The sequence below is a fragment of the Orrella sp. JC864 genome, from assembly GCF_037026685.1.
GTDB lineage: Bacteria > Pseudomonadota > Gammaproteobacteria > Burkholderiales > Burkholderiaceae_B > Orrella.
In genome coordinates this window covers 74,743-101,328 of sequence record NZ_JBANET010000011.1, presented here as the reverse complement: position 1 = coordinate 101,328, position 26,586 = coordinate 74,743, and the positions used below count along the sequence as shown (strand labels likewise).

Below are 26,586 nucleotides of genomic sequence, written 5' to 3'. Positions count from 1 at the left end.
GCGCCGCGGGCGGGGCGTGCTGCCTGTTGCGGCGCGGCCTTGCGGTAAGGGTATCATCAATCAAAACAGACCTGGGAGACGAACAATGACAACGCAACGTCCGTGGCTCGCGCACTACCCGGAAGGCGTCCCGCACGAGGTCTCGCCGCAGCGCTACCGGTCGCTGGTGGACCTGCTCGACCAGGCCTGCGAGAAGCACGCGCGGCTGCCGGCCTGCGATACGCTGGGCACGGCCGTCACCTATCGCCAGATGGACGGCTATTCGCGCAGCGTGGCGGCATGGCTGCAATCGCTCAAGCTGCCGGCCGATGCGCGCGTGGCGCTGATGATGCCCAACGTGCCGGCCTACCTGGCCTGCCTGGTCGGCGTGCTGCGCGCCGGCCACGTGCTGGTCAACGTCAATCCGCTGTACAAACCGCGCGAACTGCAGCAGCAGCTGCAGGACAGCGGCGCGCGCGTGATCTTCATCCTGGAGAGCTTCGCCCATACCTTGCAGGCGGTGCAGGATCGCGGCGAGCTCGAACACGTCGTGGTGGTCTCGCCCGGCGACCTGCTGGGCCTGGCCAAGGGCGCGGTGGTCAATTTCGTGGCGCGCCACGTCAAGCGGCTGGTGCCGCGCTGGGAGCTGCCTGGCGCGCGGCGCCTGGGCGAAGTGCTCGAGCGCGGCGCGCTGCTGCCTTATCACCGTCCCTCGCCGGACCTGGACGACCTGGCCGTGCTGCAATACACCGGCGGGACCACCGGCACGCCCAAGGGCGCGATGCTCACGCACCGCAACCTGGTGGTCAACGTGCTGCAGGTCGAGGCGGTGGCGCAGCCCGCTCTGAAGGACCTGCGAGGGCAGCAGCTGACGCTGCTGGGGGCGCTGCCGCTTTATCACATCTTCGCGCTGACGGTGTGCGGGCTGTACGGTTTTCATGCGGGCATGTGCCAGGTGCTGATCATGAACCCGCGCGACCTGCGCTCCATCGTCAAGGCCTGGCGCAAGCGGCCCATCAACATCTTTCCGGGCGTGAACACGCTGTTCAACGCGCTGGTGCACGATGCCGGCTTCCAGTCGCTGGATTTTTCCTCGCTGCGGCTGACCTTCGGCGGCGGCATGGCGGTGCAAAGGCCGGTGGCCGAGCGCTGGCTGCAACTGACCGGCCGCCCGCTGATCGAGGGCTATGGCCTGTCCGAGACCTCGCCGGTGGCCACGGTCAACCCCACCACCGCCACCGAGTACTCGGGCAGCATCGGGCTGCCGCTGCCCAGCACCGACCTGGCCATCCTGGACGAGCAGGGCCGGCCCTTGCCGCTTGGCGAGCGCGGCGAGATCGGCATCCGCGGCCCGCAGGTGATGGCCGGCTACTGGAACAAGGAAAAGGAGACCCAGGAGTCCATGACCGCCGACGGCTATTTCAAGACCGGGGACATCGGCGTCATGGACGAGCGGGGCTATACGCGCATCGTCGACCGCAAGAAGGACATGATCCTGGTCTCGGGGTTCAACGTCTATCCCAGCGAGATCGAGGAAGTGGTGGCCGAGCATCCCGGCGTGCTCGAGTGCGCGGCCATCGGCGTGCCGGACGAGCATTCCACCGAGGTGGTCAAGCTGTTCGTGGTGCGCAAGGATCCCGGGCTGACCGAACAGGCCCTGATGGATTTTTGCCGCGAGCGCCTGACCGGCTACAAGCGGCCCCGGCAGGTCGAATTCCGCAAGGAGCTGCCCAAGAGCAACGTGGGCAAGATCCTGCGGCGCGAGCTGCGGCCGGCAGAGGACGGACAGTCCGCCGGCGGGGGCGGGGATGCGGCGGCGGGGCCGGACAAGGACGGCCCGGGCAAGGACGGCCCGGGCAAGGACGGTCTCAAGCCTGCGGCTTGAGGTGCGGTGCGATCATCCCCAGCAGCGCGGCCGCGACCTGCGGGTTGCCGGCCACCACGTTGCCGCTTTTGGGCCAGGGCTCGGCCTGGCGCATGTCCAGCGCCGTGCCGCCGGCCTCGCGCACCAGCAGGGTGCCGGCGGCCACGTCCCACGGCGCCAGGCCCATTTCCCAATAACCGTCGAAGCGGCCGCAGGCCGTCCAGGCCAGGTCCAGCGCCGCCGCGCCGTGCCGGCGCACGCCGCGGCTGGTATGGATGGCCTGGTGCAGCATGGGCATGTACTGGTCGGCGAATGAGAAGTCGCGAAACGGAAAGCCGGTGGCCAGCACCGCATCGTCCAGGCCGGCCGTGCGCGAGCAGGCGATGCGGCGGCCGTTGAGCCAGGCGCCCACGCCGTGCACCGCGGTGAACAGCTCTTCGCGGCAGGGGTCGTAGACCACGCCGATGACCGGCGTATCCTGCGCCAGCTGCGGCCCCGGGCCCATGCGCGAGCCGGCGTGCGCCACCAGCGCGATCGACACCGCGTAGTGCGGGATGCCGTGCAGGAAGTTGGTGGTGCCGTCCAGCGGGTCGATGTACCAGGTGGCCTCGCCCTCGCGGCGCCCGCCGGTTTCCTCGGCGATCAGGCCATAGGCCGGCGTGCGTTCGCGCAGCACCTCGATGACCGCCGCCTCGGCCTCGCGGTCGGCCTGCGAGACCAGGTCGTTGCGGGCCTTGCGGTCGATCACCAGGTCGGCGCGGTGATGCGCGTAGGATTGCAGTATGGCTGCGCCGGCGTGCGCGGCGCTGACGGCGGCGTCGACGGCGATGCCCAGGTCGCGCGGCGCGTGTTCGGAAGTAGGGGGTCGGGGTTCCATGGCGTCCAGTGTAAGGCCTAGCGGGTTACAGTCTCATGCTCCTTTACGCACCGTCAATACCGTGGCTTGCCGCCGCGGCCCGCGCCCGATGTCCCCGGCTTACCGACCGTTGATTCCCGCCGTTCCCGAACACGATGATTCGGGCCGTCCCGTCAGCCGCGCCTATGGCGACGTCTACCATCCCCTGGCCGGCGCGCCGGCGCAGGCGCGCCAGGTATTCCTGCAGGGCAACGGGCTGCCCGGCCGCTGGCGCGCAAGGGCCTCGTTCACCGTTTGCGAGACCGGCTTCGGCCTGGGCCTGAGCTTCCTGGCGCTGTGGCAGGCCTGGCGCGAGGATCCGCAGCGGCCGCGCCGCCTGCACGTGGTGTCGGTCGAGGCGCACCCTTTTTCCCGCGAGGACCTGCGCGCCATGCTGGCGCGCCATGCGCCGGCGTGCCAGCGTGGCCTGGCCGATGCGCTGCTGGCGCAGTGGCCGCCGCTGCTGCCGGGCCTGCATCGCCTGGAATTCGAGGGCGGCGCCCTGACGCTGACGCTGGGTTTCGGATGGGCCGAAGAACTGGTGCCGCGCCTGGCCGCCCGGGTGGATGCGTATTTCCTGGATGGCTTCGCGCCCGCCGGCAATCCGGCCATGTGGTCGGCGGCGCTGCTGCGCCAGCTGGGCGAGCTGGCCGCGCCCGACGCCACGCTGGCGACCTGGTGCAGCGCGGGCGCGGTGCGGCGCGCATTGGCCGATGCCGGCTTTGCAGTGACGCGGCGCGAGGGCGTGGGCGGCAAGCGCCATATCACCGTCGGGGTGCGCACGGCCGGCGCCGGGCCGGCCGCGTCCGACGCCGCGCCGGCCGGTGCGCCGCGGCATGCCCTGGTGGTCGGCGGCGGGCCGGCCGGCGCGGGCGTGGCGCAGGCGCTGGCGCTGCGCGGCTGGCGCGTGACGGTGCTGGATGCATGCGGCGCGCGCGGCCTGCACGCCGGCCACCTTGCGGCCGCCTGCACGCCTTTGCTGGCGCGCGACGACAACGCCCGCGCGCGGCTCTCGCGCGCCGGCAGCCGGCGGGCGCTGGCGCGCTGGCAGGGCCTGCCGGAGCAGGCCGCCCCCAGCGTGTGCGGTACCGTGCAGGTGGCGCGCGATGCCCAGCGCGAGGCGGGGCTGTCGGCGCTGCTGCAGACGCTGGCGTTTCCGGCGGGCTGGGTCCGGCAGGTGTGCGCCGCGCAGGCCAGCGAGCTGGCCGGCATGCCGGTGCGGCGCGGCGGCCTGTTCCTGGCCGAGGGCATGCTGGTCAGGCCCGCGCCGCTGCTGGCGGCCCTGCTGGAGACGCCGGGCGTGCAATGCCTGGCCGGGTCGGTGGCGGCCCTGGCCGCCGGGCACGGGCTCTGGCATGCCCGCGACGAGCAGGGCCGCACGCTGGCCAGCGCGCCGGTCGCGGTCATCGCCAACGCCGCCGGCGCGCCGGCATTGCTGGCCTCGGCCGCCGGCGGCCTGCAGGCCTGGCCCGCGCTGGCCCGCGCCCATGCGCTGGCCGGCGAAGTGACGCAGCTGCCCGCTGCGGCGCTGGGCGGCGGGCCGCGCTGCATCGTGGGCGGCGAGGGCTATCTGCTGCCGGCGCAGCAGGGATGGTGCGTGGCCGGCAGCACCTATGTGCACGGCGCGGCGGCCTCGGCCGTCACGCCGGCCGGCCAGGCAAGCAACCTGGGCAAGGCGGCCGGCCTGCTGGACTTCGATCCGCCCGACCCGCCGCCGCAGGGCTGGCCGGGCTGGGCCGGCTGGCGCGCGGTGCTGCCCGGGCGCCTGCCGGCCATCGGCGCGGTGCCTGGGCAGGCCGGGCTGTGGCTGGCCTGCGGCTATGCGTCGCGGGGATTTTCGTGGTCGGCCCTGGCTGGCGACGTCATCGGCGCCGCGCTCGAGGGCGAGCCGATGCCGCTGGAGCGCGACTTGCTAAAGGCGGTCGGACCGCGTTAGATGCGGCGCCAGGGCCGCGCCAAGGCGGCGGGCGGGCCGGCCGCGGGTGCGGCCCGGGCAGGCCCGAGTTTATTTCGTTGGATAAATCCGTCAAAATAGCGGCTTTTCACGCTATTTGGCTAGGGGCATTCGTCCCGGCCCGCCGTTGGCTGCGTCGTCGTCGACGGCCCCGGTGGCCCGGTCGGCTGCCTTGCGCCCAAGCCGGGGGATTCCCAGTGCCGTCCACGTCCGACTCCGATCGCGCGAACCATCTAGAAAACCTGGATCTGAAACAGTCGCGCGCCACGCGGCTGGATTTCGACGCGGGCGGGGGGCTGAGCCTGGTGGTCGAGCCGCATGCGCCGGGGGTGTTCCGCCTGCGTTGCGGGCTGCCGGCGCAAGTGGCCGAGGACCGCCTGCCCGGCATTCGCGCCAAGGCCATCGCCGACATGCTGCTGGCCCGCCAGGAGGCCGTGGGCGAGCTGCTCGTCGAGCCCCAGGCCGGCGGCGCGCACCGCGGCTGGCGGGTGGTGCAGGGCGACACCGCGCTGGAGATCTCCGTCGATCCCGTGCACGTGGCGCTCTACCGCAACGGCACCTGCGTGCTGGCCTCGGACATTTCGCAGGACGTGCCGGCCTTCGCCTGGGAGGGCGAGCCGCCCGAATACTGGACGGTCGGCTTCGCGCTGGACAAGACCGAGCCCATCTACGGCCTGGGCGAGACCGCAGGCGACCTGAACCGCCGCGACGAGACCGTGGTTTCGGACGATCCGGCGCACCGCGCGCTGCCGCTGGCCTGGAGCCCGCGCGGCTGGGGCGTGTACGTCAACACCGTGCGGCGCGTCGAGCACGCGCTGGGCGCGGCCGAGGCGCCGTCCTCGTACATGCTGAACATCGACGATCCGGTGCTGGACCTGTTCCTGTTCGCCGGCGAGCCGTGCGACATTCTGAACCAGTATTCGGCCCTGACCGGGCGCGCCGGCCAGCCGGTGCTGTGGGCCATGGGCGCCTGGCTGGAGCAGCCGGCCGGGCAGACCGTCACGCAGACCGCCGAGCTCGTGGCCCAGGCCAGGCAGGCCAAGGTGCCGCTGGACGTGGTGCTGCTGGCCCCGCCGGCCGCCTGGCGGCCGCAGGACGCCAAGCTCACCCTCGAATGGGATGCCGGGCGCTTTCCCGATGCCAAGCAGGCGATGGCGCTGCTGCGCCGGCACGATACCCACGTGTGCGCGCCCGTGCTGCCCGGCGTGGCCGCCGACACGCCCGCCTTCGCCGAGCTCGAGGACCGCGGCTGGCTGCTGGCCGGCGAGGACGGCAGCGCCCGTGTCTTTGACGGCGTGCCGGCCACCGGCGGCAAGCCCTATGGCCTGCTGGACCTGACCCATCGCGACGTCTATGCGCTGTGGGTCGAGCGCAACCATCACATCTTCGAGGACGGCGTGGGCGCGCCGGCCTGCAGCGTGCAGATCGACCTGCCCGACGACATCGCCGCGCGCGGCGGCGAATCGGGCGCCGCGCTGCGCACCATCTACCCGCTGCTGGCCCGCCGCGCGCTGTTCGACGCCGTGGCCGGCCACAAGACCCCGCCCGAGGGCGTGGTCTACGGCACCGACCTGTTCCCGGCCGCGCAGCGCCTGCCCTGGCAGGCCGGCCCGCGCGTGCCCAACACCTGGGAAGGCCTGGCCCAGACCTTGCGCACCGCCTTGGCGCTGGGCGCCAGCGGCGTGCCGGTGCAGATGCACGGGCTGGGCAACGCCCAGGCGCCGCTCGATACGATGACGCCCGAGCTGTACCTGCGCTGGCTGGCCGCCGCGGTGTTCTCGGGCAACTTCGTCTTCCAGGGCGTGCCGCAACTGATGCCCTGGGCCTTTGACGAGGCCACGCAGGCGCACGCGCGCACCTGGCTGCAGTGGCGCTACCGCCTGATCCCCTACGTGCTGGGCGCCGTCGAGGATGCCGTGCGCACCGGGCTGCCGGTGCAGCGTTCCATGGCCCTGAGCTATCCGGCCGATACCGATGCGCACGCCTTCGATACCCAATACCTGCTCGGTCCGGCGCTGCTGGTGGCGCCCGTGCTGCAGCCTGGCGGCAAGGTCGGGGTCTACCTGCCCAAGGGCGATGCGTGGTGGGACCTGAACACCGGCTGGCGCTACGAGGGCGGCACGCTGCTGCAATACGAGTGCGGCTACGACCGCTACCCCGTGTTCGGCCGCGAGGGCCACATGCTTTGCCTGGGCCCGGCCGGCCAGCACACCGGCGAATTTAATTCGGCCCGCATCCTGGACGAAGTCTGGATGTTCGGCATGCCGGTGCACAATCCCGCCGTCATGCGCAACAAGATCCGCGTCATGCAGATGCAGGGATCGAGCTACATCAAGGGCCTGGAAGGCTTGCGCATCCTTCCGTCCGAAGGCCTGGAGGTCAAGCGCCGCGGCGCGGAGGTGCGCATCTCGCGCGCCCGCTAGGGCGCGCCGGTCCGGCCTGCGGCGCTTTGCCGCGGCCGCCGGCTGGCGTGGCCGGCAAAAACCACGCCGCAGGCCGTCCGGCATGTTGGACGGCTTCTTTATTTCTTATGGTTATTTAGGAAAGAAATTTGTGTCGTTCTCATTTATTGAGAGCACGCACAGAATATCGCCATGATCGACATTGAGCACCTGAACAAGACCTACGCGACGCCGCACGGGCGCTACGAGGCCTTGCGCGGCATCGACCTGCACATCGCGCAGGGCGAGGTCTTCGGCGTGATCGGCCCCAGCGGGGCCGGCAAGAGCACCCTGGTCAAGTGCATCAACCTGCTGGAGCGGCCCGACAGCGGCGCCATTTCCATCGGCGGGCAGCGCCTGACCGGCCTGCGCGAAAGCCAGCTGCGCGCCCAGCGCCGCCGCATCGGCATGGTCTTCCAGCATTTCAACCTGATGACTCGCCGCACGGTGTACGGCAACGTGGCGCTGCCGCTGGAGATCGCCGGCGTGCCGCGTGCCCGCATCGCCGAAAAGGTGCGGCGCCTGCTCGAACTGGTGGGCCTGGCCCATCTGGCCGACCGCTATCCCAGCCAGATCAGCGGCGGGCAAAAGCAGCGCGTGGGCATTGCGCGCGCGCTGGCCAACGACCCGGACGTGCTGCTCAGCGACGAGGCCACCTCCGCCCTCGATCCCGAGACCACGCGCAACATCCTGGCGCTGCTGCGCGAGATCAACCGCAAGACCGGCATCACCGTGGTGCTGATCACCCACCAGATGGAAGTGGTGCGCCAGATCTGCGACCGCGTGGCGGTGATGGACAAGGGGCAGGTGGTCGAGTCGGGTCGCACCGTGGATGTCTTTGCCGCGCCGCGCCATCCGGTCACGCGCGCCATGGTCTCGGCGGTGACGGCGTCCGACCTGTCGGACGAGACGCTGGCCGCGCTGCGCCAGAAAGTGGCGCGCCAGGCCGCCGAGCAGCCCGGCCAGGCCGTGCGCGTGTGGCGCCTGGCCCTGTCCGGCGGCGATGCGGGCAGCCTGCTGGGCGAACTGGCGGCCGGCCACGGCGTGTCGGTCACGCTGGTGCAGGCCCGCGTCGAGGACATCCAGGGCATTGCCGTGGGCACCGTGTTCGTGATGGTGCAGGGCGCGCCCGAAGCCGTCGCGGCCGCGCAGGGCGCCGCGCAAGCCCGAAACATCCAGATCGAAGAAATCATCCATGAGTCCGCAACTGATCAACCTGCTTTACACCTCGCTGCTTGAGACCTTGCTGATGGTCGGCGTGGCCGGCCTGTCGGCCGTGCTGTTCGGCATTCCGCTGGGCGTGGCCCTGATCGTCACCGACCGCGGCGGCATGCTGCAATGCCTGTCGGTCAACCGCGTGCTGGGCACGGTGGTCAACGCGGCGCGCTCGGTGCCCTTCGTCATCCTGATGGTGGCCATCATCCCGCTGACCCGGCTGATCGCTGGAACGTCCATCGGCACCCAGGCGGCCATCGTCCCGCTGGCGCTGGCGGCCATCCCGTTCATGGCGCGCATCGCCGAGAACGCCATGCGCGAGGTCGACGGCGGCCTGATCGTGGCCGCGCGCGCCATGGGCGCCACGCCCCTGCAGATCATCGTCAAGGTATTGCTGCCCGAGGCGCTGCCCGGGCTGATCGCCGCCACCACCGTCACGCTGGTGAGCCTGATCGGCTACTCGGCCATGGCCGGGGCCATCGGCGGCGGCGGCCTGGGCGATTTGGGCATCCGCTACGGCTACCAGCGCTTCCTGCCCGAGGTGATGCTGGCGGTGGTGGCCGTGCTGATCCTGCTGGTGCAGTCGGTGCAAAGCCTGGGCGACTGGCTGGTGCGCAGGCTCTCGCACCGCTGACCCTCTGTTTTTTCATCCTGGAACGGAACCGAATCATGAAGAACGCACTGTTCAAGACCCTGGCCGGCCTGGCCCTGGGCGCCCTTGTCGCCGCGCAGCCCGCGCTGGCCCAGAACAAGCCGCTGAAGGTGGGCGTGACCGCCGGCCCGCACGCGCAGATCATGGAAGTGGTCAAGGGCGAAGCGGCCAAGCAGGGCCTGGACATCCAGATCATCGAGTTCACCGACTACGTGCAGCCCAACGCCGCGCTGGCCGCCGGCGACCTGGACCTGAACAGCTACCAGCACCAGCCCTACCTGGATAACGCCAACGCCGACCGCGGCTACAAGCTGGTCAGCGTGGGCAAGACGGTGATCTTCCCCATCGGCATCTACAGCAAGAAGGTCAAGTCGCTGGACGAGCTCAAGGACGGCGCGCGCGTGGCCATCCCCAACGATCCGACCAATGGCGGGCGCGCCCTGCTGCTGCTGCAGGCGCAGGGCCTGATCAAGCTCGACCCGGGCGCGGGCTTGCGGGCCACGCCCATCGACGTGGTCGAGAACCCGCGCAAGCTGCGCTTCATCGAACTGGACGCGGCGCAACTGCCGCGCTCGCTGGCCGACGTGGACGCCGCCGCGGTGAACACCAACTTCGCGCTGGAGGCGGGCCTGAATCCCAAGCAGGACGCCATCGCCCAGGAGTCGCCCGATTCGCCCTACGCCAACGTGCTGGTGGTGCGCGAGCAGGACAAGGACCGTCCCGAGGTGCGCAAGCTGGTCGAGATCTACCATACCCAGCCGGTCAAGGACTTCATCGCGCAGAAGTACCAGGACGCGGTGGTCGCGGCCTGGTAAGGCGGCGATGACGGTCCAGGCCGCCGGGCCCGCCGCGCGTCCTTCCGAAGCCACGCTCGAGGCCGTGCGTACCCTGGTCGGGTTTCCGACCGTCAGCCGCGACTCCAATCTCGGCCTGATCGAATGGGTGCGCGACCTGCTGGCGCGCCGCGGCGTGCCGGCGCGCCTGACCTACGACGCGGCCGGCGGCAAGGCCAATCTTTTTGCCACGCTGGGCGAGGGGCCTGGCGCGGGCATCGTGCTTTCGGGCCATACCGACGTGGTGCCGGTCGACGGCCAGGACTGGGACAGCGACCCCTTCACGCTGCGCGAGGCCGACGGCAGGCTATACGGGCGCGGCGCGGCCGACATGAAAGGCTTTATCGGCGCGGCGCTGGCGCAGCTCGAACGCTTTCTTGCCGCCGGCTTGCCTCATCCCGTGCACCTGGCCCTGTCCTACGACGAGGAAGTGGGGTGCCTGGGCGTGCGCGGGCTGCTGCGCGACCTGCGCCAGGCCCGCATCCAGCCGGCCGGCTGCATCGTGGGCGAGCCCACCGGCATGCAGGCGGTGGTGGGCCACAAGGGCCTGGTCGGCTACCGCTGCCGCATTCGCGGACGCGAGGCGCATTCGGCCCTGACGCCGCAGGGCGTGAACGCGGTGGAATACGCCGCGCGGCTGGTGGTCTACATCCGCATGATCGCCGACCGCCTGCGCGCGCTGGAGCAGCGCCATTTCGGCTACGACGTGCCGCATTCCACGCTCAACACGGGCCTGATCGAAGGCGGCATCGCCATCAACGTGGTGCCGCGCGATTGCAGCTTCGTGTTCGAATGCCGCTATCTGCCCAGCACCGACCCGCAGGCCGTGCTGGACGAGATCCGGGTCTATGCCGAGCGCGAGCTGCTGCCGCAGATGCGCGAGGTGGCGCCCGAGGCGGCCATCGCCTTCGAGCAGTTGGCCGAACTGCCGGCCTTCGAGGCCGAGCCGGGCCAGCCGCTGACGGACTTCGCGCGCAAGCTCGCCGCCAGCCGCCTGGGCGCGCAGTCCGGCGCGCAGGAGCCCGGCGCCGGCTTCGAGCCGGCCGCCGACAAGGGCCGCTACGTGGCCTTTGGCACCGAGGCCGGCCTGTTCCAGCGCGCGGGCATCCCCACCGTGCTGTGCGGCCCGGGCCATATCGCGCAGGCCCACAAGCCCAACGAATGGATCGCGCTGGATCAGCTGGCCCAGTGCGAGCAGTTCATGCTGCGCCTGGCGCAGGGCGATCCGGCCTTCGGCGCCCGATAGGCGGGCCAGGACGGCGCCTTGGCCCTTTTGACAGAAGGGGTATTTTCAGCCATAATAGTGGGCTTGGTCTGGGTCGATAGCTCAGTCGGTAGAGCAGCGGACTTTTAATCCGTTGGTCGCGAGTTCGAGTCTCGCTCGACCCACCATTTAAGCCTTGCGCATCAAGAATTCACGCCGCTCTTGCCAGCGGCGTTTTTTCTTGGCGGCCTTGCTTGACCAAAACTTGACCGTCCTGGCATGTGCGGCCATGTGGCTGGTGGCCGATGTGACTGGCCGTTTTTAATCCCGGCTGGCGCCCGTGCTGGCCACGACCTGGCTCCAGGTCTGCAGATCCTTGTCGGCCTGCTCGGCGAATTGCTCCGGGCTCATGATCATGGGCTCGGCGCCCAGCGTGGCCAGCTTCTGCACAAAGCCCGGATCGCGCAGGATGGCGTTGGTATCGGCATTGACCTGCGCGACGATGGCCTGCGGCGTGCCGGCGCGCAGGAACAGGCCGAACCAGGGATCGACCACATAGTCCGGATAGCCGGATTCGGCGATGGTCGGGATATCGGAGAACTGGGCGGCGCGCCGGGCGCTGGTCACGGCCAGGGCCTTGACGGTGCCTTCGCGGATCAGCCCCGCGATCGAAGGCAGGCTGGCGAAGACGGCGGTTATCTGGCCGCCGATCATGTCCGTCATGGCCTCGGCCGCGCCGCGGTAAGGTACGTGCATCAGCTTGACGCCCGTGACCTGGTTGAGCATTTCGCCCAGCAGATGGTTCAGCGAGCCGGTGCCCGCCGAGCCGTAGGTCAGGTTCGGCTGGGCCTTGGCGTATTGGACGAAGCCGGCGAAGTCCTGGACGGGCACCTTGCTGTTGACGGCCAGCACGAAGGGCACGCTGGCCAGCGTGGCGGCGGCCACGAAGTCCTTCTGTACGTCGAAGGCCAGGTCCTTGTACAGGCTGGGGTTGACGGCATGGGTGCCCACGTAGGAAAGCAGCATGGCATGGCCGTCGGGCGGGGTCTTGGCGAACGCGGCCATGCCGATGTTGCCGCCCGCGCCCGAGCGGTTTTCCACCACCACCGGTTGCTTCCAGCGCTCGCCCAGTTCGGCGGCGATCATGCGGGCCAGCCGGTCGGAAGAGCCGCCCGGCGTCTGCGGCACGATCAGCGTCACCGGCCGGGAGGGATAGGCCTGCGCATGGCCGGCCAGGGGCGCGGCCGCGCCGGCTGCCAGCAGCAATGCGCAAAGACATCGCCTGAGCATGGGGTTCATGGTGTCTCCTTCGAAAATATAATTGGAATAGTTAAGAAAAACTTGCCGCCCGCCGAGGCGGCATTCACCAGCCGCTGCGCCTTCACGGAGGCTGGCATGGGCGCCCCGTTTGCGGGCCGGTGCCGAGCAGCCACAGGAGGAGACCCCGGTGAGCGTCAATCTCAAGCTGCTGCACAGTTTTCTGCTGGTGGCCGAGCATGGCAGTTTCCGCCAGGCGGCCGAGCAGTCGCACCGTTCCTTGCCGGCCATCAGCATGCAGATCCGGCGGCTCGAAGAGCAGTTGGGCGTATCGCTGTTTCATCGCACCACGCGGCGCGTGCAACTGACGGCCGAGGGCCAGCAGCTGCTGGCCTACGCGCGGCGGGCGCTGGCCGAGATGGAAACCGGCCTGCGCCAGATCCGGCAGGCGGTCGAGATGCAGCAGGGCCGCCTGTCGGTGGCCTGCGTGCCGACGCTGGCGGCCACGCTGCTGCCGGGCGTGCTGGCCGAGTTCAGCATGCAGTATCCCGGCGTCGCGCTGTTCGTGCGCGAACTGGCCCTGCCCGAGCTGCTGGAGGCGGTGCGCCGGCAGGACGTGGATTTCGGCGTAGGGCCGCGGCCCGACGAACGGCTGCACGAGTTCGCCTTCGAGCCGTTCATGCAGGATGCGATCTGCGTGCTGATGCCGGCGGCCGGCGCCAAGTCCTATCGCCGCGGCATCGGCCTGGCTGCGCTGAGCCGCATGCCCATCCTGCTGATCTCCCGGCAATCGGGCTTGCGCGCCATGCTCGATGCCGCCTTGCAGCGCAGCGGCCTGGCGCTGCAGATCCGCTGCGAGGCGCTGTACATCCAGACGCTGGTCGAGATGGCCAAGGCCGGCATGGGCGTGGCCGTGCTGCCGCGCATTGCGGTGCCCGAGGCGCTGGGCGAGGACCTGCGCATCGTGCCGGTGACCGACCCGCCGCTGCTGCGCGACCTGGGCGTCATCACGCGCCGCGGCCAGGCCCATTCGCCCGCGGCGCAACGCTTGCGGCAAGGCGTATGCGAAGCCATGACGCGGCCGCAACGGCGCGCGGGCGGCCCCGCGAGCCAGCGGGCGTCCTAGGCGGCATCGGTCTTGGCGGCGTCCGTCGCCGCGTAGCGGGCGGCGGCGCCGGGAAATTTCCAGGCGTGCTCTGGCCATTGTTCGTATCGTCATCCGGTGTGCCCGGCGATGGGCGTTACGGTAGGGGGAGGGGGGTGAATTGAAAATTCAAATAATGTTTATCGCCATTAAGAAAAAAGAAAGGGACGCCCTACCGTTCCACACATCTGTTACCGGCGGCGATACAGCCGCACGGGCGCAAAGCTTTTAAGGTCTGCCTTGTGGCCGCGGCGCACGGCTGATTCCATACGCCAACCATGACGCCTTGCCATAGCCGGCCCGCAGCGGCGGGCGGCTGACCTGGAGGAGAGGAATCATGCGTGCCTTCAAGCGCCACGCCGGCATCTGCCTGGCTGCGGGTTTTCTTGCGTTTCTGGGAGGATGCGCCTCGCGCGGGGGCGCACCGGCCGAACTGGAGCTGGCGGGGCTGACCGAACCGGTGGAGATCCTGCGCGACAAGCACGGCGTCTCGCACATCTATGCCGGCAACGAGCACGACCTGTTTTTTGCCCAAGGCTTCGCGGCCGCCCGCGACCGGCTGTGGCAGCTGGACCTGTGGCGCCGGCAGGGCGAGGGCAAGATGGCCGAGCAGTTCGGCCCGCGCTTTGTCGAGCAGGACCGCGCGGCGCGGCTGTTCCTGTATCGCGGCGACCTGCAGGCCGAGTTCGCCAGCTACCATCCGCGCGGCCAGGCCATCCTGACGGCTTTCTCGCAAGGCATCAACGCCTATGTGGACCACGTGCGGGCGCATCCGGAGCAGTTGCCCGAGGAGTTCCGCCTGACCGGCACGCTGCCGGGCTATTGGAGCCCGCAGACCTCGCTGATCCGCCTGTACGGCCTGACGCGCAATGTCAGCGGCGAAGTCAGGCTGGCGCGCCAGATCGCCGCGCTGGGCCTGAACGCGGTGCAGGACCTGAGCGTGTTCGAGCCGCCCATCGCCTTGCAGATCCCCGCGGGGCTGGACGTGCGGCAGATCCATCCCGACGTGCTGAGCCAGTACCGCCTGGCGCGCGACGGACAGGATTTCACCGCGGCCGATTTTCCCGGCAGCCCGTTGGCGCAAGCCCAGCGCGCCGAACTGGCCGAGCGCCTGTCGGCCGCGCGGGTGGCCGCGCTCGATCCTTCGCTGCGGGCCGAGGCCACGCGCTACGAAAGCAACAACTGGGTGCTGTCGGGCCAGCGCACCGCCACCGGCAAGCCCATGCTGGCCGGCGATCCGCACCGGGCCATCACCATGCCCTCGCTGCGCTACATGGTGCACCTGAACGCGCCGGGCTGGAACGTCATCGGCGCGGGCGAACCGGCCTTGCCGGGCGTCTCGATGGGCCATAACGAACGTATCGCCTTCGGCTTGACCATCTTCGCCTTCGGCGACGAGGAAGACCTGTACGTCTACGACACCAATCCGGCCAATCCCGACGAGTACCGCTACGCCGGGCGCTGGGAGCCGATGCGCGCGCTGGACGAGACCATCGCCGTGCGCGGCCAGCAGCCGGTCAGCCGCCGGCTCAAGTTCACCCGCCACGGCCCGGTGATCTTCGAGGACCCGGCCTCTCGCAAGGCCTATGCGCTGCGCGCGGCCTACCTGGAGTTCCCGGGCACGGCCGCCTACCTGGCCAGCCTGCGGCTGAACCAGGCGCGGAACTGGCAGGAGTTCGTGGCCGGGATGCAGCGCCACTACACGCCCAGCGAGAACATGGTGTATGCCGACGTGGACGGCAACATCGGCTGGTTCGGCGGCAGCATCGCGCCCATCCGCCCGCGCGCGGACTGGTCGGGCATGCTGCCGGTGCCCGGCGACGGCAGCTTCGAATGGAACGGCTACCTGGATCCGGCTTCCTTGCCCATGCGCAGCAATCCGCCCGAGGGCTATATCGCCACGGCCAACGAATACAACCTGCCCCAGGATTATCCCTACCGCGAGATGTCGGGCCGGACCTGGGCCGAGCCCTATCGCGCGCAGCGCATCCACGAGGTGCTCGGTTCGGTCCAGGGCGCCACGGTGCAGACCTTGCAGCAGCTGCAGTACGACACGGTGTCGCTGCCGGCGCGCACGCTGCTGGGCTATGTGCGCCATCTCGATTCGGCCGATGCGGGCGTGGGGCAGGGCTTGCGGCTGCTCAAGGACTGGGATGCGCGCATGCAGGCCGACTCGGCGGCGGCCACGGTCTACGCCTTCTGGCTGCCCGAGATCGTCGAGCGCGTCACGGCCCTGTACGTGCCGCCGCAGGCGCGTCCGGTGCTGGACAAGCTCTCGACCGTCAAGGTCATGGAAAAGCTGGCCCTGCCCGATTCGGCCTTCGGCCCGCGCCCGCAGCAAGGACGCGACGCGCTGCTGGTGGCGGCCCTGGGCGACGGCATGGCCAAGCTGCAGGCGCGGCTCGGGCCCGATCCCCGCCAGTGGGAATGGGGCCGCCTGCACCACATCCAGTTCGAGCATGCGCTGGCGCCGCTGCTGCCGCCCGAGCGTGCCCGCGCCTGGGCCAGCGAGCGTTACCCGGTGGGCGGAGACAACGAGACGGTGCTGCGCGCGACCTTCCGCCAGTCGGATTTCCGCCAGGTCAGCGGCGCGTCCTACCGCCAGGTGATCGACCTGGCGAACTGGGACGACTCCGTGGCGCAGAACGTGCCCGGCCAGTCGGCCGATCCGCGCAGCCCGCACTACAAGGACCTGCTGCAAGGCTGGGCGCAGGGCGAGTACTTCCCGATGGCGTTCAGCCGCGCCAAGGTGCAGAGCCAGCTGGCCGACACGCTGACGCTGCGGCCGGCACCGCGCTAGCCGCGCCCCGCCCCGCAAGGGATCCGCTAGCGCTGCGGTATCGGCGCCGGGCGCCCGGCGCGTTCAGGCCGCGCGCGGCTGGTCGGGCGTGGCCGGGCCCTGGGGATCGTTGCTGGCATCGGGACGCGGCGCCAGCGCCGGCAGGCCGATGGCCAGCCTCAGGCGCTGGCAATCGGGATTGGGCGTGCCATCGGCCTGCCACAGCTCGAATTCGCGGCATGGCGTGGGGCGCAGGTCATAGATGGCGCAGTGTATGCCTGGCTGCCCCAGTTCGCCGCGCAGCGCCACGCAGCGTCCCGCACCTTTCTCGGTGCCTTGCATGCACACGCGCGAGGGGCTGATCTGGGTGACCAGTCCGGGCGGCACCGTCCCGCCGTAGGCAGGATCGGCTTCGCCGAAATAGAAGGACACGCGGAAATGGGCGCAGCAGGCGCCGCAGCTCAGGCAGGGATTGAGCGCGGGGCCATCGATGGCCTGGAGGGGAAGCGGCGTCGGCAGGGACATGGCGCGGATCCGGGAAACACGCTGGACGGGTCGCACCGGCGCAGGCGGCCGGCGGGCGCAGATATTAGCAGGCCGGCGCACGGGCCGCGAGTGCGGCGCGCGCGCCGGTCAGCGCCCGCCGGCCCGCGCCACGCTAAGGTAGTCCTCGTCGCCGATCTGGCCGCCTTTCAAGGCGATCTGCAGCGCGGGCGGCGCCTCGGTGTCGGTATAGGCTTCGCACAAGGGCGCACCCGGCGCGAGCCGGGCCTTCATGCGCAGCGCCGACAGGCCCAGCGCCTGCACCACTTCGCCCGAGGTGTCGCCGCCGCAGACCACCACCCGCGCGACCGGCGCCTGCCGCAGCAGCCTGGCCAGCAGCGCGCCCTTGCGGGCGGCCATGCGCGCCAGGGCGGCGCGTTCGTCCCAGCCGTGCTGCCGGATGTGCGCGTTCAGCCGGGCCACCGCCGGATCGTCGGGGCCCGTGGCCGTGTAGATCAGCGGGCTCAGGCCGTCGGCCAGCGCGCGCGTGGCCAGCGCGAGCAGCCGGTCGGCCTCCTGCTGGTGGCCGGTGTCGCTGGCCAGCGCCACGGCGTCGGCGCGCAGGTCGGCAAAGCCGTGGGCCAGCGCGTGGCGGATCTGGCCGCCGGTGACCGGCGAACAACTGCCCGAGACCACCACGATGCGGTCCACCGCATCGGCGCGGTGCGGCGTGGGCTTGACCGTTTCGGGCCACAGCCGCGACCAGTGGCGCACCAGCGCGTATTGCAGGCCGGACGAGCCGACGCAGAACAGCGGCCGGGCCTGCGCCGCTAGCGACCATACCAGTTCCCCGGCGCGCGCCTGCGTCGCATCGTCCAGCACGTCGAGCATCAGCACGTCCTTGTCGCGCAGCTGCGTCTGCATGCGGGCCTGGGCATCGGGCGAGCCCAGCGCCAGCACGTCCATCAGGCCGATGGACAGGGGCGCCTGGCTGGCCAGGTGCAGGCGCAGGTCGGCCTCGTGCATGGGCGTGACCGGATGCACCGACATGGTCGGATGACGGTCGATGCGGTAGATGGCCTCGCCCACGCCGGCGTACAGCTGTCCGAACACCGTATAGCGGCGCATCGCGGGCGCGCCGACCACCATCGGCACGGGCAGCTGCGCGCCCAGGCAGCGCCGCCCGATTTCGATGGCCCTGCCGATGTTGCCCACGGCCGGCGAGGAATCGAAGGTCGAGCACACCTTGTAATGGCAGATGGCCGCACCGGCCTGGCCCAGCCTTTCGTAGACCGCCGGCAGCTCGCGGTCCATCCAGGCCACGTCCTTGGCGCGGCTGGTGCCGGCGATGCCGATGGCGTGGTGGCGCCGGCACGCGGCCCGCAGGCGGCCGGCATCGGGCAGGTCCAGGAACAGCAGCGTGTCCAGGCCGTTGCCGGCCAGCACTTCCATGGCATCGGTCGAGCCGGTGAAGTCGTCGCCGTAGAAGGCGAGCAGCACGCCTTCGGGCGGCCGGGCGGCGCGGGCCGGGCCGCCTGCGCCCTGGCGGGCTTGGCCATGAACGCCGTCGGGCGGCCGGGCGGCGTTCATGCCTTGCCGAAGAATGCGATGGCCTGCGCCAGGGCCTTGTGTTCGCGCGCGGCCTGCTCGATGGGCACGCCCTGCTCGGCGGCCTGCCAGGCGATGCGGATGCTGTCCACGCCGGCGGCGATGCCGCCCGGGTGCGCGACGATGCCTCCGCCGGCCGCGTAGATGAGGTCGGTGCAGCGCAACTGCGCGTAGGTGTCGAAGGCCTGCCCCGCCCATTGGCCCGAGGAGAATACCGGCATGGCCTGGAAGCCGGGATGGGGCGGGTCGAACAGCGGCGTCATGCAGGCGCGAGCCGAGCGGATGACCGAATCATCGGTTTCCGAGAATTTGTTGCGCAGGCCGTTCACGTGCATGTGATCCACGCCGGCCAGGCGCCAGAGCTTGTGCCAGGCGGCGTACTCGAAGCCCAGGGCCGGATGGCGCGAGAGATAGCCCCAGCCGTTGCGGTGGCCGTGGATGGGCAGCTGGGCGTGGCCCCGCAAGGCGTGCACGCCCACCAGGCCCACGCTGTTGAGGCTGACCATCACGCAGGTGCCGCCGTGCGCCAGCACGATGTCGTGGCGGCGGCGCATCTGGTCCAGGTCCCCGGTGATGTTGAAGGCGTACATGGGTTTTTTGCCGGTGCGCTGGGCGTGGCCGTCGATCACCGCCATCACCGCCGCCACGCGCGCCTCGAAGGGGCAATGCGCGCCGTCGGATTGCAGTTCGTCGTCCTTGATGAAATCGATGCCGCCCTCGCACAGCGCGGCGACATTCTGGGCGGTCTGTTCGGGGGAGAGCCCGACGCTGGGCTTGATGATGGTGCCGATCAGCGGCCCGCGCGCGACCTGGGCCAGCCGCCGGGTGCCGGCCGCGCCGAAGGCCGGCGGCGCGTAGCGCAGGGCGAAAGCGTCGGGCAGGTCCAGGTCCAGCAGGCGCAGCCCGGCCACTTCCTTGAGCTCGAACAGGTTGCCGGCCACCGTGGCCACCAGGTTGGGCAGCGAGGCGCCGAAGTTGTCCATGCCCCAGCTGATCTCGACCACGGCGCGCCGGGTCGGGCCGGCGTAGCGGCCATGCACCGGCAGGCTGGCGGCCGGCAGGCCGTCGATCTCCTGCAGCGATTCGACGCGCGCGCCGCAGCGCTCGATCAGCGCCGGCGTTTCCTGCGCCAGCTTGGTGAAGGTGCCCGAGGATTGCTCGCCGGCCATGACGGCGGCGGCGCGGGCCGGATCGCCCGCGGTTTCGAGCAGGTACTGCGCGCGCACGCGCGGGTGTCCGGCAATCCTGGCGAGCGGGGGAACGTCGATGGCGGGCGTCATGGGCAAGCCTCCGGGCGGGTGTGTGGCGATTCTAGCAATCGCCGCCGGCGTGCCGTGCACCAGAACGGGGCCTGGCGTCAGGGAAATCCCGCTGTTGGTGCATGGGCGCCGGCACGCGGGCGGGCGCAGTGCCGGACGGGCCGCCGCGCATCGTGCCGCACAGGCGGCGCGGTGATGGCATGCATCTTGCTTGAACGGAAATTGTGTACGAACTATGTGTGCATCTGTGGCGGGCCGCCCAGGCGCGCGCCGGGTTCGTCCTTTTCCCCGCCCTTCGTATCGAAGGGCTCGTCGGTCCACTCGCAAACCGGAGAAGTCAATGCAAAAAGGGAAATTCCGCTTCGACGCCTGCGCCGCCGCCCTGGCGATGGCCCTGGGCAGCGCGGCGCTGTTGGCGCCCACCATGGCGCACGGGCAGGAAAAGGTCTTGCGCATCGCCATGACCGCCGGGGACATTCCCCGCACGCTGGGCCAGCCCGACCAGGGCTTCGAGGGCAACCGCTTTACCGGCATCCCGATGTACGACAGCCTGACGCAATGGGACCTGTCCAAGGCGGACGCGCCCAGCGTGCTGATCCCCGGCCTGGCCGAGTCCTGGGAAGCGGACGGCTCGGACAAGACCAAGTGGATCTTCAAGCTGCGCCAGGGCGTGGTGTTCCATGACGGCTCGCCATTTAACGCCGATGCGGTCGTCTGGAACGTGCAGAAGGTGCTGGACAAGTCCGCGCCGCACTTCGACGCCAGCCAGGTCGGCGTGACGGCCTCGCGCATGCCCACGCTGCGCTCGGCCCGCAAGATCGACGACTACACGGTGGAGCTGAGCACCTCCGAGCCCGATTCCTTCCTGCCGATCAACCTGACCAACCTGTACATGGCTTCGCCGGCGCACTGGCAGGCCAAGTTCGAGGCCGTGCCGGCCTCGGTCAGCGATCCGGCCCAGCGTGCCCAGCAGGCCTGGACGGCGTTCGCCGCCGACGCATCGGGCACCGGGCCCTTCAAGATGAGCCGCTTCGTGGCGCGCGAGCGCCTGGAGCTGGTCAGGAACGACAAGTACTGGGACGCCAAGCGCGTGCCCAAGGTCGACCGCGTGGTGCTGCTGCCCCTGCCCGAGGCCAATTCGCGCACCGCCGCGCTGATGTCCGGCCAGGTCGACTGGATCGAGGCGCCCGCGCCCGATGCCTTCGACGCCATCAAGAGCCGGGGCAACGTCATCTATTCGAACGAGCAGCCGCATGTATGGCCCTGGCAGCTGTCCTTCGCCGAGGGCTCGCCCTGGCTGGACAAGCGCGTGCGCCATGCCGCCAACCTGTGCGTGAACCGGTCCGAGCTCAAGGAGCTGCTGGGCGGCATGATGGCCGAGCCCAAGGGCACGGTGCCGCCGGGCCATCCCTGGTGGGGCAACCCCGGTTTCGACATCCGCTACGACCCGGACGCGGCGCGCAAGCTGATGGCCGAGGCCGGCCATTCGGCATCCAAGCCGCTGAAGGTGCTGGTGCAGACCTCGGCGTCGGGCTCGGGCCAGATGCAGCCGCTGCCCATGAACGAGTTCCTGCAGCAGAACCTCAAGGAATGCTATTTCGACGTGTCCTTCGACGTGGTGGAGTGGAACACGCTGTTCACCAACTGGCGGCGCGGCGCCAAGGACCCCTCGGCCAACGGCGCCAACGCCATCAACGTGAGCTTCGCGGCCATGGACCCGTTCTTCGCCATGGTGCGCTTTACCAGCACCAAGACCTTCCCGCCCACTTCCAACAACTGGGGCTATTTCGGCAACGACGAGATCGACGCCCTGATCGAGAAGGCCCGCACCACCTTCACCGACAAGGAGCGCGACGAGGCGCTGGCCGCGCTGCACGCGCGCATCGTCGAGGAGGCGCCGTTCGTGTGGATCGCCCATGACGTCGGTCCGCGTGCCATGTCCGCCCGCGTCAAGGGCGTGGTGCAGCCCAAGAGCTGGTTCATCGACCTGGCGACCGTCTCCATCGAGTAGCGCGGCGCGGCCCGGCTGGCCGGGCCGCCCGCGTTTTTCCCGCAACATGCACGGGCGCGGCCACGCGCCGCGCCCGCGCCGCAACCGTCCAACGCATAGCCCATGATCCAGTACATAGCCAGGCGCATCGCCTACACGGTACCCATCATGCTCGGAGTGGCGCTGCTCTGTTTCATGCTGGTGCACCTTTCGCCAGGCGATCCGCTGGTCTCCATCCTGCCGCCGGACGCCTCGGTGGACCTGCAACGCCAGCTCATGCAGCTGTACGGTTTTGACCGCTCCTATCCCGAACAATTCGCCGCCTGGGTCTGGCGCGCCCTGCAAGGCGACCTGGGCACCTCCATCGCCTCGGGCCGGCCGGTTGCGCTGGAAGTGTTCAACGCCGTGGGCAATACGCTGATCCTGGCCTGCGTGGCCACGCTGATCGGGTTCTTCTTCGGCTGCCTGTTCGGCTTCGTGGCCGGCTACTACCGCAATTCCTTCATCGACCGGGCCGCTTCCTTCCTGTCGGTGGTGGGCGTGAGCGTGCCGCACTATTGGCTGGGCATGGTGCTGGTCATCATTTTCTCGACCCAGCTGATGTGGCTGCCGCCCACCGGCGCCGGCCCGGGCGGCTCCTCGGACTGGGCCTTCGATTGGGCGCACGTCAGGCACCTGATCCTGCCGGCGGTGACCATGTCGGTCATTCCCATGGGCATCATCGCGCGCACCGTGCGGGCCCTGGTGGCCGAGACGCTGTCGCAGGAGTTCGTGGTGGGCCTGCGCGCGCGCGGGCTGTCCGACGCCGGCGTGTTCCGCCACGTCGTCAAGAATTGCGCGCCGACGGCGCTGGCGGTAATGGGCCTGCAGCTGGGCTACCTGCTGGGCGGCTCGATCCTGATCGAGACCGTGTTCTCGTGGCCGGGCACCGGCTTTCTGCTGAACACGGCCATCTTCCAGCGCGACCTGCCGCTGCTGCAAGGAACCATCCTGGTGCTGGCGCTGTTCTTCGTGGCGCTGAACCTGCTGGTGGACATCCTGCAAAGCCTGTTCGATCCGCGCATAGAGAGGGCCTGATGAGCGCACTTCCGAATTCAAGCGATCCGGCCCTGGCCGTGCAAGGCGCCGGCCCGGCGCCGGCCGGGGCGTACGAGCGCTCCAGCGGCTACTGGCGCAACGTGGCGCGGCGCTTTGCCCGCGACCCGCTGGCCGTGTTCGCCGGCCTGGTCATCCTGGGGTTGATCCTGATGGCCGTGCTGGCGCCCTGGATCACGCCGGCCGATCCTTTCCAGGCCTCGATGCTGCGGCGGCTGCGGCCCATCGGCACCGAAGGCTATCCGTTGGGCTCGGACGAGCTGGGCCGGGACATGCTCTCGCGGCTGATGCTGGGCGCGCGCCTGTCGCTGTTCATGGGCATCACGCCGGTGCTGGCGGCCTTTGTCATCGGCAGCGCCATCGGCATCCTGGCCGGCTATGCCGGCGGGCTGGTCAACACCGCCATCATGCGCACCATCGACGTGCTCTACGCCTTCCCGTCGGTGCTGCTGGCCATCGCCCTGTCCGGGGCGCTGGGCGCGGGCATCACCAACGCGCTGATCTCGCTGACCATCGTGTTCATTCCGCCGCTGGCGCGGGTGGCCGAAAGCGTGACCACCCAGGTGCGGCGCAGCGATTACGTGGACGCCGCGCGCGCCAGCGGCGCCGGGGCGTTGACCATCGTGCGGGCGCACGTGCTTTCCAACGTGATGGGCCCGATCTTCGTCTACGCCACCAGCCTGATCTCCGTATCGATGATCCTGGCCTCGGGGTTGTCCTTCCTGGGCCTGGGCGTGCGGCCGCCCGAGCCCGAATGGGGGCTGATGCTCAATACGCTGCGCACCGCCATCTATACCCAGCCCTGGGTGGCGGCCCTGCCCGGCGTGATGATCTTCATGACATCGATCTCGTTCAACCTGTTGTCCGATGGCCTGCGCTCGGCCATGGAAGTCAAGGAGTGAGCATGCAAGCAGCCGTATCCCTGCCCAGCCTGTCCGGCGAGCCCGCAGACCGCGGCGGGCCGATGCAGCCGCTGTTGCGCGTGCATGGCCTGGTCAAGCATTTCGCGCTGAAAAAAGCCCTGTTCAAGCGCGGCCCGGGCGCGGCGGTGCGGGCCGTGGACGGGGTGGATTTCGAGGTGCGCAAGGGCGAGACCCTGGGCGTGGTGGGCGAGTCCGGCTGCGGCAAGTCGACCACCGCGCGCCTGGTCATGCAGTTGATCGCGCAGGACCGGGGCGAGCTGGTGTTCGACGGCGAGACCGTCGGATCGCGCGCCTTGCCGCTGCGCCAGTTCCGCCGCCAGACCCAGATGGTGTTCCAGGACAGCTATTCTTCGCTGAACCCACGCATGACCATCGAGGACTCCATTGCCTTCGGCCCGATGGTGCATGGCATGCCCGCGCGGCAGGCCGTGGGCCGGGCGCGCGACCTGCTCGAACGCGTGGGCCTGGCGCCGCAGCGGTTTGCCGGGCGCTACCCGCACGAGCTCTCGGGCGGGCAGCGCCAGCGGGTGAACATCGCGCGCGCCCTGGCGCTGGGCCCGAGGCTGGTGATCCTGGACGAGGCCGTCTCGGCCCTGGACAAGTCGGTCGAGGCGCAGGTGCTGAACCTGCTGCTGGACCTCAAGCGCGACTTCGGCCTGACGTATATGTTCATCAGCCACGACCTGAACGTGGTGCAGTACGTCTCGGACCGCGTCATGGTCATGTACCTGGGCGAGGTGGTGGAGATCGGCGCGGTCCAGGAGGTGTTCGCGCGGGCGCGCCATCCCTATACGCGCGCGCTGCTCAAGTCCATGCCGGCCATGGACCCGGCCCAGCGCACCACCGAGGCGCCGCTGGCGGGAGATCCGCCCAATCCCATCGATCCGCCTTCGGGATGCCGGTTCCATACGCGCTGCCCCCATGCGCAGCCGGTCTGTGCCCAGCGCGCACCCGTGCTGCGCGAGCGGCAGGGCCACGCCACCCGCTGCCTGATGTACGAGTCCGGCAGCGGTCATCCGGCCGCCCGCGAGCTGGCCGCCCAGGAAGGAGCCCAGCCATGAGCGCCGTGCCGAACGATGTCCCCGCCCTGACGGCCGATGGGCCGCTGGTCAGCCTGCGCGACCTGAATGTGGCTTTCCATGCGCCGGGCAAGGTGATCCGGGCGCTGAACGGCGTGGACCTGGACGTGGCGCGCGGGCAGACCGTGGCGCTGATCGGCGAGTCCGGTTCGGGCAAGAGCGTGACGCTGCGCACCCTGATGCGCCTGCATCCGCCCCGGCGCACCCGTGTCGGCGGCAGCATCTTGCTGGACGGGCGCGACGTGCTGGCCATGGACGCGGCCCAGCTGGCGGCCTGCCGCGGGCCGGTGGTGTCCATGGTGTTCCAGGAGCCCCTGCTGGCGCTGGACCCGGTCTACACGGTGGGCGCGCAGATGGTCGAGATGATGCGCAGGCACGAAAAGGGACTATCCCGCGAGGCGGCCCGCGCGCGCGCCCTGGCGCTGTTCGAGCGGGTGCGCATTCCCAGCCCGCGGCGCCGGCTGGACGCCTACCCGCACGAGATGTCCGGCGGCATGCGCCAGCGGGCCATGATCGCGCTGGCCCTGTCCTGCAATCCCAAGCTCCTGCTGGCTGACGAGCCGACCACGGCGCTCGATGCCACCGTGCAGATCCAGATCCTGCTGCTGCTGCGCGAATTGCAGCAGGAGCTTGGGCTGTCGATCATCTTCGTCACGCACGACATCGGCGCGGCAGCCGAGATCGCCGACCGCGTGGCCGTCATGTACGGCGGGCGCATCGTGGAGCAGGGCAGCATGGCGCAGCTGCTGCGCGCGCCTCGCCATCCCTATACGCTGGCGCTGCTGCGCAGCCGGGCGCACGGCGCCATGGCCAAGGGCACGCGGCTGCAGACCATCGCCGGCTCGCCGCCGGACCTGGCGGCGCTGCCGCCGGGGTGTTCGTTCGCCGACCGCTGTCTGCTGGCGCTCGACGCCTGCCGGGCCGCGGTGCCGGCGATGGCGCCGGTCGGCCCCGGGCACGCGGCGCGCTGCATCCGGCTGGACCAGACGCACGCGCAGGAGCCGGCGAGCGCCTAGGCTTGGGACGGCGCGCGGATCCGCGCCCGGCTCGCCCATTGCGCGCTTGCGCCCGCCAGGCCCGGCCTTCAGCCTGCAGCCTGTCCGGCCATGTCCGCGGCCTGCAGGACCTTGCCGTCCTTGTAGCTGCCCCAGGCGGCTTGCAGCTGCCGCATCGCGGCCGGGTCCAAGTCGCGGCCGGGCAGCACGTCCGGATCCCAATAGCCGTATTCGTCCACGCCCCGCACCAGCGTCGCCTGCCCCCGGCCCTTGAGCGACTTGACGTGCGTGGGGATGTAGAAGAAGGCAAAGCCGATGCGGCGCCCGCCGCTGCGGTTGGGCAGCGAGCTGTGCGCCGTGCGCTCATGGTGCAGCGAGAACTGGCCGGCCTCTACCGGCATGGACACCGCCAGGCTCTCGTCTATGCCCAGCAGCGACTGGCCCTTGGCCAGCATGTTGTCCGGCGCGTAGGTTTCCTCATGGCGGTAGTCCGGTCCCACGTGCGAGCCCGGCAGCACGCGCAGGCAGCCGTTCTGCTCGGTGGCGTCGGTCAGGCCGACCCAGGCGGTGACTTCCTCGTGCGGTGACAGGCCGAAATAGGCCGAATCCTGGTGCCAGGAGACGTAGCGGGGATCGCCGCCGTCCTTGGCGAAGATCGAGGCGCCGAACAGCAGGATGTTCGGCCCGATCAGGTCCTGGACCGCGTCCAGGATGCGCGGGTTGCGGCCCAGCTCCACCAGGGCGGGAAAGGCCAGGTGGCCCTTGATCTTGAGCGTGCGGTTGGCGTCGTGGCCGCTTTGCCGCTCGTAGTCCTCGATCAGCGCCCGCAGGCGCACGGCCTGCTGCTTGTCGATGGCGTCGAAGGGATACGCATATCCCTGGCTGCGAAAGAAAGCGACCTGCTCGTCGCTCAGGTACCTGGGCATCGTCATCTCCT

The 26,586-nt window shown here is 70.2% G+C and carries 20 protein-coding genes and 1 tRNA gene; 15 read left to right on the top strand and 6 right to left on the bottom strand.

The features are described from left to right. Window positions 1-85 precede the first annotated feature (85 nt). On the top strand, window positions 86-1,864 hold the full coding sequence (locus V8Z80_RS12020; protein WP_336062118.1) for an AMP-binding protein: 1,779 nt from the start codon (window positions 86-88) through the stop codon (window positions 1,862-1,864). Here V8Z80_RS12020 and V8Z80_RS12015 read toward each other — a convergent pair. After that, window positions 1,848-2,720 carry an inositol monophosphatase family protein gene (locus tag V8Z80_RS12015; protein WP_155193164.1) on the bottom strand — a complete coding sequence of 291 codons (873 nt, stop codon included), beginning with the start codon at window positions 2,718-2,720 and terminating at the stop codon, window positions 1,848-1,850. The two genes, V8Z80_RS12020 and V8Z80_RS12015, sit on opposite strands and share 17 nt — an antisense overlap. An 88-nt stretch (window positions 2,721-2,808) precedes the next feature. Between V8Z80_RS12015 and mnmD the strand changes: the two genes are divergently transcribed. The 7 genes from mnmD to V8Z80_RS11980 all read left to right on the top strand — a co-directional run bounded on the left by mnmD (window position 2,809) and on the right by V8Z80_RS11980 (window position 11,225). Further along, window positions 2,809-4,674: a tRNA (5-methylaminomethyl-2-thiouridine)(34)-methyltransferase MnmD gene (gene mnmD, locus V8Z80_RS12010; RefSeq protein WP_336062117.1), complete on the top strand. Its 1,866-nt coding sequence runs from the start codon at window positions 2,809-2,811 to the stop codon at window positions 4,672-4,674. A gap of 215 nt (window positions 4,675-4,889) precedes the next feature. Continuing rightward, window positions 4,890-7,115 carry a glycoside hydrolase family 31 protein gene (locus V8Z80_RS12005; RefSeq protein WP_336062116.1) on the top strand — a complete coding sequence of 742 codons (2,226 nt, stop codon included), beginning with the start codon at window positions 4,890-4,892 and terminating at the stop codon, window positions 7,113-7,115. Window positions 7,116-7,286: 171 nt separating this feature from the next. Further along, on the top strand, window positions 7,287-8,372 hold the full coding sequence (locus V8Z80_RS12000; protein WP_155193161.1) for an ATP-binding cassette domain-containing protein: 1,086 nt from the start codon (window positions 7,287-7,289) through the stop codon (window positions 8,370-8,372). Next, a complete protein-coding gene (locus V8Z80_RS11995; RefSeq protein WP_155193159.1) occupies window positions 8,329-8,982 on the top strand; it encodes a methionine ABC transporter permease in 654 nt (217 codons plus the stop codon). The genes V8Z80_RS12000 and V8Z80_RS11995 overlap by 44 nt, the downstream gene beginning before the upstream one ends. 35 nt (window positions 8,983-9,017) lie before the next feature. Then, on the top strand, window positions 9,018-9,815 hold the full coding sequence (locus V8Z80_RS11990) for a MetQ/NlpA family ABC transporter substrate-binding protein (protein WP_155193158.1): 798 nt from the start codon (window positions 9,018-9,020) through the stop codon (window positions 9,813-9,815). Between the two features lie 7 nt (window positions 9,816-9,822). Beyond that, window positions 9,823-11,079: an acetylornithine deacetylase gene (gene argE / locus V8Z80_RS11985; protein ID WP_336062115.1), complete on the top strand. Its 1,257-nt coding sequence runs from the start codon at window positions 9,823-9,825 to the stop codon at window positions 11,077-11,079. A 70-nt stretch (window positions 11,080-11,149) separates the two neighbouring features. Continuing rightward, window positions 11,150-11,225, top strand: a tRNA-Lys gene (locus V8Z80_RS11980). A 133-nt stretch (window positions 11,226-11,358) separates the two neighbouring features. On the opposite strand, the gene V8Z80_RS11975 is transcribed toward V8Z80_RS11980, so the two are convergent. Continuing rightward, window positions 11,359-12,336 (bottom strand): Bug family tripartite tricarboxylate transporter substrate binding protein, encoded by a 978-nt coding sequence (locus tag V8Z80_RS11975; RefSeq protein WP_155193154.1) that lies wholly within the window; start codon window positions 12,334-12,336, stop codon window positions 11,359-11,361. A gap of 148 nt (window positions 12,337-12,484) precedes the next feature. On the opposite strand from V8Z80_RS11975, the gene V8Z80_RS11970 reads away from it, so the two are divergent. Further along, complete coding sequence (locus V8Z80_RS11970; protein WP_155193152.1) at window positions 12,485-13,420, top strand: LysR family transcriptional regulator; 936 nt, start codon at window positions 12,485-12,487, stop codon at window positions 13,418-13,420. A gap of 355 nt (window positions 13,421-13,775) precedes the next feature. Then, window positions 13,776-16,238, top strand: coding sequence for a penicillin acylase family protein (locus V8Z80_RS11965; RefSeq protein ID WP_336062114.1), 2,463 nt, complete (start codon window positions 13,776-13,778; stop codon window positions 16,236-16,238). Between the two features lie 63 nt (window positions 16,239-16,301). Here the strand turns inward: V8Z80_RS11965 and V8Z80_RS11960 are convergent, their stop codons facing one another. The 3 genes from V8Z80_RS11960 to V8Z80_RS11950 all read right to left on the bottom strand — a co-directional run bounded on the left by V8Z80_RS11960 (window position 16,302) and on the right by V8Z80_RS11950 (window position 19,588). After that, window positions 16,302-16,742: a YkgJ family cysteine cluster protein gene (locus V8Z80_RS11960; protein ID WP_336062113.1), complete on the bottom strand. Its 441-nt coding sequence runs from the start codon at window positions 16,740-16,742 to the stop codon at window positions 16,302-16,304. Between the two features lie 108 nt (window positions 16,743-16,850). Beyond that, on the bottom strand, window positions 16,851-18,290 hold the full coding sequence (locus V8Z80_RS11955) for a four-carbon acid sugar kinase family protein (RefSeq protein WP_336062112.1): 1,440 nt from the start codon (window positions 18,288-18,290) through the stop codon (window positions 16,851-16,853). Beyond that, a complete protein-coding gene (locus V8Z80_RS11950) occupies window positions 18,287-19,588 on the bottom strand; it encodes a ribulose-bisphosphate carboxylase large subunit family protein (protein ID WP_336062111.1) in 1,302 nt (433 codons plus the stop codon). Before V8Z80_RS11950 ends, V8Z80_RS11955 begins: the two co-directional genes overlap by 4 nt. Window positions 19,589-19,955: 367 nt before the next feature. On the opposite strand from V8Z80_RS11950, the gene V8Z80_RS11945 reads away from it, so the two are divergent. From V8Z80_RS11945 to V8Z80_RS11925, 5 genes are all read left to right on the top strand, one after another. Beyond that, entirely contained in the window at window positions 19,956-21,578 is a 1,623-nt protein-coding gene (locus tag V8Z80_RS11945) for an ABC transporter substrate-binding protein (protein ID WP_336062132.1), read from the top strand. 102 nt (window positions 21,579-21,680) lie between these two features. Further along, on the top strand, window positions 21,681-22,634 hold the full coding sequence (locus tag V8Z80_RS11940; RefSeq protein WP_155193142.1) for an ABC transporter permease: 954 nt from the start codon (window positions 21,681-21,683) through the stop codon (window positions 22,632-22,634). After that, the gene (locus tag V8Z80_RS11935) at window positions 22,634-23,554 is read left to right on the top strand and encodes an ABC transporter permease (protein WP_336062110.1); all 921 of its coding nucleotides are present in this window, start codon (window positions 22,634-22,636) and stop codon (window positions 23,552-23,554) included. Before V8Z80_RS11940 ends, V8Z80_RS11935 begins: the two co-directional genes overlap by 1 nt. Before the next feature lie 2 nt (window positions 23,555-23,556). After that, entirely contained in the window at window positions 23,557-24,636 is a 1,080-nt protein-coding gene (locus V8Z80_RS11930) for an ABC transporter ATP-binding protein (RefSeq protein WP_336062109.1), read from the top strand. Next, window positions 24,633-25,670: an ABC transporter ATP-binding protein gene (locus V8Z80_RS11925; RefSeq protein WP_336062108.1), complete on the top strand. Its 1,038-nt coding sequence runs from the start codon at window positions 24,633-24,635 to the stop codon at window positions 25,668-25,670. The genes V8Z80_RS11930 and V8Z80_RS11925 overlap by 4 nt, the downstream gene beginning before the upstream one ends. 68 nt (window positions 25,671-25,738) lie before the next feature. Here the strand turns inward: V8Z80_RS11925 and V8Z80_RS11920 are convergent, their stop codons facing one another. Continuing rightward, complete coding sequence (locus V8Z80_RS11920) at window positions 25,739-26,575, bottom strand: phytanoyl-CoA dioxygenase family protein (protein WP_336062107.1); 837 nt, start codon at window positions 26,573-26,575, stop codon at window positions 25,739-25,741. Window positions 26,576-26,586: the final 11 nt, after the last annotated feature.